The organism is Mesorhizobium sp. M7A.F.Ca.ET.027.02.1.1 (genome assembly GCF_004022985.1).
Classification (GTDB): Bacteria; Pseudomonadota; Alphaproteobacteria; order Rhizobiales; family Rhizobiaceae; genus Mesorhizobium.
This window is the reverse complement of record NZ_RZOL01000270.1, coordinates 1-8238: the sequence shown is the minus strand read 5'-3', so window position 1 is coordinate 8238 and position 8238 is coordinate 1. Positions and strand designations below refer to the sequence as shown.

Sequence of the window (8238 nt, the reverse complement as noted above, 5' to 3'; positions counted from 1 at the left end):
GGGCAGAGGGGAGCGCGAAGGATCGCAAACGAACGAGGTTGTTCTTGATCGCTGCGTTACTCCTTGCGCACAACCGGCTTGGCGTTTAGCAAGGCCGCGGTTCAAATTCTTTCCAGGACGGTTCCTCCATGGCAACGAAGCATCTTTTCCTGCTCCCCGGTGACGGCATCGGTCCCGAGGCCATGGCCGAGGTCAAGAAACTGATCGCGGTCATGAACGACAAGCTCGGCAGCGGTTTTGCCACCGATGAGGGGCTGGTCGGCGGCTGCGCCTATGACGCGCATGGCGCGGCGATCTCCGATGCCGACATGGAAAAGGCGATGGCGGCCGACGCGGTGCTGTTCGGCGCCGTCGGCGGTCCCAAATGGGACGCGGTGCCCTACGAGGTGCGCCCTGAGGCCGGCCTGCTGCGCCTGCGCAAGGACATGGAGCTGTTTGCCAACCTTCGCCCGGCCATCTGCTATCCGGCGCTGGCGGCGTCCTCCTCGCTCAAGCAGGAGGTGGTCGAAGGCCTCGACATATTGATCGTGCGCGAGCTGACCGGCGGCGTCTATTTCGGCGAGCCCAAGCAGATCATCGATCTCGGCAACGGCCAGAAGCGCGGCATCGACACGCAGGTCTACGACACGTTCGAGATCGAGCGCATTTCGGGCGTCGCTTTCGAACTGGCACGCACGCGCAAGAACCGTGTCACTTCGATGGAAAAGCGCAATGTGATGAAGTCGGGCGTGTTGTGGAACGAGGTCGTCACCCAGACCCACAAGGCGCGCTATTCCGACGTCAAGCTCGACCACATGCTGGCCGATGCCGGCGGCATGCAGCTGGTGCGCTGGCCAAAACAGTTCGACGTCATTGTCACCGACAATCTGTTCGGCGACATGCTGTCCGACATCGCCGCCATGCTGACCGGATCGATCGGCATGCTGCCGTCGGCCTCGCTCGGCGCGCCTGATGTGAAGACCAAGAAGCGCAAGGCGCTCTACGAGCCGGTGCACGGCTCGGCCCCCGACATCGCCGGCAAGGGCATCGCCAACCCGATCGCCATGATCGCGTCCTTCGCCATGTGCCTGCGCTATTCCTTCGGCATGGTCGATGAAGCCGACCGCGTCGAAGGCGCGATCGCCGCCGTGCTCGACGCAGGCCTGCGGACGAAAGACATCATGTCCGATGGCATGACCGAGGTCGGTACGGTTGAGATGGGCGACGCGATCATCGCCAAATTCCTGGGCTGATACCGTGACGGTCGACGTCCGCTGGGCGACGATCGAGGACGCCGCGGCACTCGCGGCCATGCTGTGCGAGATGGCGGAGCATTACCGGCAGCCGCCTCTCGACGCCGACCGGGCCCTGTCTGCTGCACGCAAATGGCTTGGCGAGGAAAGCCCGGCCTATCCGCATTTCGCGCTCGCCTTCGTCGACGGCGAGGTCAGCGGCCTGGCGTCGGTGGCGATCGCGCATCCCGGTATCGATCTTGAGCGGCTGCTGTTCCTCAAGGATCTGTTCGTGCGCGACAAAGCCCGCAACGCCGGCGTGGGCCGGGCGCTGATCGGCTTTCTCGCCGATCATTGCCTGCGCGAAGGCATCGGCCGCATCGACCTGACCACCGAGGACTGGAACGAGGGCGCACTGCGCTTCTACGACCGGCTTGGCGCCGAACGCCACGGCCAGAAGGTCTTTCTCAGGCTTTCGGGCGAGGCGCTGAAAAGCGGCTAGATCCTGACGCCTGCCGGCACTGGTCCCCAAGGGTTTTCGCCCACCTGGGACGGCAGAAGTCCGAAGACCAGCAAGGCAATGCTGCCAATGGGAGTGATGAAGCCCAGCAGTGCAAACCAGCCGCTCAGACCCGCGTCATGCACACGCCGCACGACGAGGGCAATCGACGGCAGGATCAATCCCGAAAAGAAAACCAGGAAGGGTATGAGCCCTATGGCCCTCATCGGCGTCCTGTCCGCATTGGTTTTGAAGCCATTGAACGCCAGGTCAACGAGTATTCCGAAGCCTAGAAGCGCAAATATCCCGAGGGTGTAGAATAGCCAGAAGGCCCAGAATTCCTTGCGGCGGGCGCGACCTTTGAAATTGCTATAGTCCGCAATTATCGCGCGCCAGAAGTAAGCCCACAGACCCGTGGAATAGGCGGGCCTGCTCTCGGCCGAACGGCGTGGCTGCCGTGGCTGGCCCGTGCTTGGCGATGGCGCTGTCGGGGTGACGGCGACTATATCGTGCGCCGTACCGTCATCCGGCCGAAACTCGACAAGGGCGCCCCTGGCGAGGGTCACCCCCTGATTCAGATCGTTATGGGTGAAGATATAGCGCTTGCCGTCGATACCGTTGATGTATCCGTAATCCTGATCCTGGTCGTAGTGAAGCACCGCACCGCGCATACCCAGCCCCCCATTCACGCTAGCTACGGCGAATGCTACCCAGGGTTGGGTGCGATTGCAATATGCACGCAAACTATATTCTCACGCCCGCAGGCACCGGCCCCCACTGGTTTTCCCGGGCCTGCGTCGGGATCAGCGCGAAGACCAGGATGATCAGGCTGCCGATGGTCGGAATCAGGATCAGCAGGCAGAGCCAGCCCGACAGGCCGATGTCGTGCAGCCGGCGCACGATCATGCCGAGGCTGGGAAGGAGTGTCGCCAGCAGGAACGTGCCGCACAACCCGACCGTTATCGCGCCCGAGATATCACTGTCGAAACCGCCCATATCCATATCGGTGTACAGGCCGATGCCGCCGATGATCAGCAGGCAAACCGTCCAGAACAGGCAGTAGCCCCAATATTCCTTGCGGCGGGCGCGTCCGGCGAAATTGAAATAGTTCTGCGTCACGCCGCGCCAGAAATAGCCCCAGAGATCACTGGGCTCGGCTGTCTCGGAAGATCGGCCGAAATGCTGCGCAGGAGATGGGGCCGCTGCAGGCGGAACGCTGGCCTGGGCCGGTGCGGCCTTGATGCTGGGGTCTGCGGCCGCCGGAGGGGCGGTCGCAGCAGCGATCGAAAAGACGTCGCGCGCTTGGCCGCCGCCCGGCTGGAACTCGACGGCCGTGCCGTTGGGCATGGCGGTTTGCTGGCGCAGGTTCTCGCGGGGGAAGGTGTAACGGTTGCCGTCGGCTCCGGTGATGAAGCCAAAACCCTGGTCCTCGTCATAGTGAAGCACTTCGCCGCGCATTTGCCACCCCCGCTCGCCACGTCCCGGCCGAAGGTGGCACAGGGCCGAGCCGATGGGCAAGCCGTGGCTACCCTCTTCGCGGCAAATGAAGCATAAGGCATCGAGTGCAACCGCCTTCGACAGAAGCAGAACATGACAGTCGAGAGTCCTGACAGTAAAACCGCGATTGAAGATGGACGGGAAAGAAAGTCTCCCAGGTTGGCCATCGACGCCACCGGCCTGACGTTCTGGCCGTCCGGCCAGGGACTTGTCGGCATCCCACGGGTGGAAAGCTTTCTCGTCAGCGCAGCCCTGGCCGATCCCGACGCTAGCGTGGAGGTGGTGGCGTTCCGACCGTGGGAAGGCCGGTTTCGCCCCCTCGCTCCTTTCGAGCAGGACCATGTCGCGACGGGCGAGATTTCACCCTGGCGCCTCAAACGATGGCCTGGGAGACGTACGGCGATGTCGCAGGCCCTCGAAGCGGTGAGGCAGCAGCCATGGGGCAAGCGCGACGCCGACCGCCATCTCGCCAAGACGGTGACCCATGGCCGCAAAGGGATTGCCTATCAGGCGACGAGGTTGCTGATCAGGGCCTATCGTCTGTACCAGCGGGCGCGGATCCGGTCGGCCCCGCGTCAGGTTCCAAGCCAACCGAACGAGACCGAGCGCGGCTTTGTCCTGATCAGCCATCACATTCTGACCGGTGACGATCGAGCCGCCGTCTCGGGGCGCGCCGGTGGCCTTGCGTTTCTTTGCCACGATCTCATCCCGACACTGCGCCCCGACATGGTTGGTATGAGCCCTGGCGAGGCTCGCTACGGGTCATATCTCGAGCACCTCGTGCGTTCCGGCGCGCCGGCATTTTGTGCATCCGACGAAGTTGGTGCGACGCTGACCGATCATATGCAACAGGCAGGCGTCACGCAGCCGGTGGTATACCGGTTTCCGATGCCGTCCATCCTGTACGAGACGGCTTCGCGCATCGGCCAGACTTCGCGCATCGAGGCCGACGAGCCGTTCGTGCTCTATTGCTCGACCATCGAAGTGCGCAAGAACCACATCCTGCTGGCACGGATATGGCAGCAGGCGCTCGACGAGGACGTCAAGCTGCCGCGGCTCGTCTGCGCCGGGCGCTGGGGCTGGATGATCGATCCGCTGCGCGCCTATCTCAAGGCTCATCCGAGACTGCTCGAGCGGGTTACGTTCACCGGAGCGATCAGCGATGCGGAGCTCATCCGATATTATCGCAGCGCTTCCTTCGGCGTCTTTCCCTCGCATATCGAGGGCTGGGGCTATGGCGCCTCGGAATGTCTCGATTTTGGCATTCCGGTCATCGTCTCGACCGCGCCGTCGCTGATCGAGGCGAGCGGCGGGCTGATGCCGGCGATCGATTCCAATGACCAGGCCGGCTGGTACGCTGCGATCCGCAGGATGGCGGAAGACGCGGACTGGCGCTCATCGCTGACGGAACGCATCGCAAAGCAGCATCGCCCGACGCCGGCATCGGCCAGCTGGGCTGCCATCAAGGCTGGCCTGCAGGCAAGCGCTTCCCTCCGGCCGAAGTCCTAGAGCAATTCTAGGAAAAGTGTGAAGCGGTTTTCCCGGGAAAACGCATAGCGTTTTCCCTTGGGAATTGCGTCAAAACAAAGAGTTAGAGCAGATCGCCGTTTCCGTGAAACGGTGAAATGCTCTAGGTGGGCCGTTTCTTCGCCTTCTTGTGCTTGGGCGCGCCGGTGGTGTCGAATTTCGGCTTGCCCGGCTTTTTCGCCCATGGCTTTGCCTCATGCGCGGCGGCCGGGCGCTGATCGACTGCTGCCGGTGCACGTTTTTCGAATTTGCGCTTCGGCGCGTTGGGATCGAACGGCGCCTTGCCGCGATGCGGCTTCTTGTCGGGGCTTGGCGGCTGATAGCCGGCGCGCGACAAATCGGGCTGGCCGTCGAGCCGCTTCACCAGGATGTTGCCTTGCAGCTTGCGGTCGGGACCGATCGCGGCCAGGAAGCGGTCGGCCCAGTCGGCTGATATCTGCACGTAGGTCTCTTCCGGCTGCATCTTGATGGCGCCGATCTCGCGCTTCGAGATGCTGCCGGTGCGGCACAGCATCGGGATCAGCCAACGTGGCTCGGCATTCTGCCGACGCCCGATCGACAGCGAGAACCAGACGCTGTCACCGAAATCGTCGCGGCGGCTGGGCGCCTCGTCGCGGCGCGCGAACCCTTCGCCCGCCGGTCTTTCACGCGACGGCGTGAACGGTGCGATCTCCATGAGGTCTTCGGGCGCCGAGCGACTGGCGCGGCACTGGCGCACGAAGGCAGCGGCCACCTGTTCGGCGCCATGTCTGGCGAGGAGCGCGTCGATGACACCGCGTTCGTCGTCCTTCACCGGCTCGTCGAAAACCGGATCGGCCAGGATGCGCTCGTCGTCGCGCCGCATCACGTCGTCGGCCGAGGGCGGGCTCGCCCATGTTGCCTTGAGGCCGGCGTTCTGCAGCAGCCGCTCGGTGCGCTTGCGGGCGCTGTTGGGAACGATCAGCGCGCTGACGCCCTTGCGCCCGGCGCGACCGGTGCGGCCGCTGCGGTGTAGCAGCGTTTCCGGATTGGTCGGCAAATCGGCGTGGATGACCAGCTCGAGATTGGGCAGATCGATGCCGCGCGCCGCGACATCGGTGGCGATGCAGACTTTTGCGCGGCCGTCACGCATTGCCTGCAAGGCATGGCTGCGCTCGTTCTGGCTGAGCTCGCCCGAAAGCGCCACGACGGAGAAGTTGCGGTTGTTGAAGCGCGCGGTCAGATGATTGACGGCGGCACGCGTGTTGCAGAACACCAGCGCGTTCTTGGCTTCGTAATAGCGCAGCACGTTGATGATGGCGTTCTCGCGGTCGGGCTGGGCGACGCTCAGCGCCCGGTATTCGATGTCGAGATGCTGCTTCTCCTCGCCGGCGGCCGAAATGCGCACCGCATCGCGCTGGTAGCCCTGGGCGAGCGTGGCGATCGAGCGCGGCACGGTGGCCGAGAACATCAGCGTGCGGCGTTCGGCCGGAGCGGCGTCGAGGATGAATTCGAGGTCCTCGCGAAAGCCGAGATCGAGCATTTCGTCGGCCTCGTCGAGCACCACCGCCTTCAGCGCCGACATGTCGAGCGAGCGCCGGGTGATGTGGTCGCGCAGCCGGCCGGGCGTGCCGACGACGATATGGGCGCCGCGCTCCAGAACACGCCGCTCCGAGCGCATGTCCATGCCGCCGACGCAGGAAGCCACGGTGGCGCCGGTCAGTTCGTAGAGCCATTCCAGTTCGCGCGTCACCTGCAAGGCGAGTTCGCGCGTCGGCGCCACCGCCAGCGCCAGCGGCGCGGCCGCGTGGCCAAAGCGCTCTGCGCCCTCAAGCAGGGTCGGCGCCAGAGCGAGGCCGAAGGCCACCGTCTTGCCGGAGCCTGTCTGCGCCGAAACCAGCGCATCGGCCTCGCCGAGTTCCGGCGCCACAACCGCCTTCTGGACGGGCGTCAGCTCGGAATAGCCGCGTTTCTCCAGCGCCCTGGCAAGCGCTGGAACAAGTGCTTCGAAGTTGGACATCTCACTCTTTCGGAATTTAGGGTCCGCGCTCATCATGGAGCACATGCCGGGGCCGACCTAGCGCCAGCCAAACAATCTTGACCGTTCGTACTTCGCGCAGCCGCGATTGTACAGGGCGCAGGGGAAACCGGCGTCGCTCGCCAATTGACTCTTGACGCAAACCGCGTAAAAGCCGGCACCGAACAGGACAGTTTCGATGCGCGGCCTTTTGATGGCGCTTTATGCACTCGACTTCTCCGGCCATGGCAGCATGGTTCGCGGACGGTCGGAGCACGCGTTCCTGCGTTCAACCAAAACTATGGCCAAAACCACCACCAAAACGGTGTGACTCCCTTGGCCTAACCACCCTCTCCCGGGTTCGGCCCGGGGGACGGAACCCGCATCGGCCAGCGGGTTTCTCCAAAAACCAAGCGGAGAGGGACAGGAGATTTTTCGATGAGTTTCAAGGTAGCGATCGTCGGCGCCACGGGCAATGTGGGCCGGGAAATGCTCAACATACTGGAAGAGCGCGGCTTTCCGGTAAGCGAAGTCGTGGCGCTGGCGTCGCGGCGCAGCCAGGGCACGGAAGTGTCGTTCGGCGACCGCACGCTGAAGGTGAAGACGCTCGACCAGTATGATTTTTCCGACACCGACATCTGCATCATGTCGGCCGGCGGCAGCGTCTCCAAGGAATGGTCGCCGAAGATCGGCAAGCAGGGCTGCGTCGTCATCGATAATTCGTCGGCCTTCCGCTACGACCAGGACGTGCCGCTGATCGTGCCGGAAGTGAACCCGGACGCGATCTCGCTGTTCACGCGCAAGAACATCATCGCCAATCCGAATTGCTCGACGGCGCAGCTGGTGGTGGCATTGAAGCCACTGCATGACTTCGCCACCATCAAGCGTGTCGTCGTCGCCACCTACCAGTCGGTGTCGGGCGCCGGCAAGGAAGGTATGGACGAACTCTTTACCCAGACCCGCGCGGTCTTCGTCGCCGATGGCGTCGAGGTCAAGAAGTTCACCAAGCGCATCGCCTTCAACGTCATCCCGCACATCGACGTGTTCCTCGACGACGGCTCCACCAAGGAAGAGTGGAAGATGGTCGCCGAGACCAAGAAGATGCTCGACCCCAAGATCAAGCTGACGGCGACCTGCGTGCGCGTGCCGGTGTTCATCGGCCATTCGGAAGCGGTCAACATCGAGTTCGAAAAGCCGATCACCGCCGACGAGGCGCGCGACATCCTGCGTGAGGCGCCAGGCTGCCAGGTCTTGGACAAGCGCGAGGACGGGGGCTACATCACGCCGCTGGAATCGGCCGGCGAGGACGCCACCTTCATCTCGCGCATCCGCGAGGATTCGACCATCGACAATGGCCTGTCGATGTGGATCGTCTCCGACAATCTGCGCAAGGGCGCCGCACTCAACGCGGTGCAGATCGCCGAGTTGCTGGTCGAGCGCGGCCTGATCCAGCCGAAGAAGAAGGCGGCCTGACGGCCGTTTAGTTTTCGCTCACGGGCCGTATCGCCGCTGCCGCGGCGGGCCCTCCG

At 63.9% G+C, this 8238-nt stretch carries 8 protein-coding genes; 5 read left to right on the top strand and 3 right to left on the bottom strand.

Going from position 1 to position 8238, the window contains the following annotated elements:
- The first annotated feature begins 128 nt into the window (after window positions 1–128).
- Window positions 129–1232 carry a 3-isopropylmalate dehydrogenase gene (gene leuB, locus EN749_RS24655; RefSeq protein WP_128364152.1) on the top strand — a complete coding sequence of 368 codons (1104 nt, stop codon included), beginning with the start codon at window positions 129–131 and terminating at the stop codon, window positions 1230–1232.
- 4 nt (window positions 1233–1236) lie between these two features.
- On the top strand, window positions 1237–1713 hold the full coding sequence (locus EN749_RS24650) for a GNAT family N-acetyltransferase (RefSeq protein ID WP_128364151.1): 477 nt from the start codon (window positions 1237–1239) through the stop codon (window positions 1711–1713).
- Here EN749_RS24650 and EN749_RS24645 read toward each other — a convergent pair.
- Together EN749_RS24645 and EN749_RS24640 are read right to left on the bottom strand one after the other, a co-directional pair.
- Window positions 1710–2381 carry a DUF805 domain-containing protein gene (locus EN749_RS24645; protein ID WP_128364150.1) on the bottom strand — a complete coding sequence of 224 codons (672 nt, stop codon included), beginning with the start codon at window positions 2379–2381 and terminating at the stop codon, window positions 1710–1712. The two genes, EN749_RS24650 and EN749_RS24645, sit on opposite strands and share 4 nt — an antisense overlap.
- A gap of 73 nt (window positions 2382–2454) precedes the next feature.
- Window positions 2455–3168: a DUF805 domain-containing protein gene (locus tag EN749_RS24640; RefSeq protein ID WP_128364149.1), complete on the bottom strand. Its 714-nt coding sequence runs from the start codon at window positions 3166–3168 to the stop codon at window positions 2455–2457.
- A 198-nt stretch (window positions 3169–3366) separates the two neighbouring features.
- Between EN749_RS24640 and EN749_RS24635 the strand changes: the two genes are divergently transcribed.
- Window positions 3367–4716, top strand: coding sequence for a glycosyltransferase (locus EN749_RS24635; RefSeq protein WP_245491494.1), 1350 nt, complete (start codon window positions 3367–3369; stop codon window positions 4714–4716).
- Window positions 4717–4837: 121 nt separating this feature from the next.
- Here the strand turns inward: EN749_RS24635 and EN749_RS24630 are convergent, their stop codons facing one another.
- The gene (locus tag EN749_RS24630) at window positions 4838–6712 is read right to left on the bottom strand and encodes a DEAD/DEAH box helicase (protein WP_128364147.1); all 1875 of its coding nucleotides are present in this window, start codon (window positions 6710–6712) and stop codon (window positions 4838–4840) included.
- Between the two features lie 196 nt (window positions 6713–6908).
- On the opposite strand from EN749_RS24630, the gene EN749_RS39470 reads away from it, so the two are divergent.
- Window positions 6909–7040 (top strand): hypothetical protein, encoded by a 132-nt coding sequence (locus tag EN749_RS39470; protein ID WP_281040148.1) that lies wholly within the window; start codon window positions 6909–6911, stop codon window positions 7038–7040.
- Window positions 7041–7147: 107 nt separating this feature from the next.
- Entirely contained in the window at window positions 7148–8182 is a 1035-nt protein-coding gene (locus EN749_RS24625) for an aspartate-semialdehyde dehydrogenase (protein WP_023814446.1), read from the top strand.
- The last annotated feature ends 56 nt before the right edge of the window (window positions 8183–8238 follow it).

Bases quoted from the DNA above. Each gene is read 5' to 3' on its own strand.
- leuB (WP_128364152.1), top strand. From the start codon at position 129: ATGGCAACGAAGCATCTTTTCCTGCTCCCCGGTGACGGCATCGGTCCC.
- EN749_RS24645 (WP_128364150.1), bottom strand. From the start codon at position 2,381: ATGCGCGGTGCGGTGCTTCACTACGACCAGGATCAGGATTACGGATAC.
- EN749_RS24640 (WP_128364149.1), bottom strand. From the start codon at position 3,168: ATGCGCGGCGAAGTGCTTCACTATGACGAGGACCAGGGTTTTGGCTTC.
- EN749_RS24630 (WP_128364147.1), bottom strand. From the start codon at position 6,712: ATGTCCAACTTCGAAGCACTTGTTCCAGCGCTTGCCAGGGCGCTGGAG.
- EN749_RS39470 (WP_281040148.1), top strand. From the start codon at position 6,909: ATGCGCGGCCTTTTGATGGCGCTTTATGCACTCGACTTCTCCGGCCAT.
- EN749_RS24625 (WP_023814446.1), top strand. From the start codon at position 7,148: ATGAGTTTCAAGGTAGCGATCGTCGGCGCCACGGGCAATGTGGGCCGG.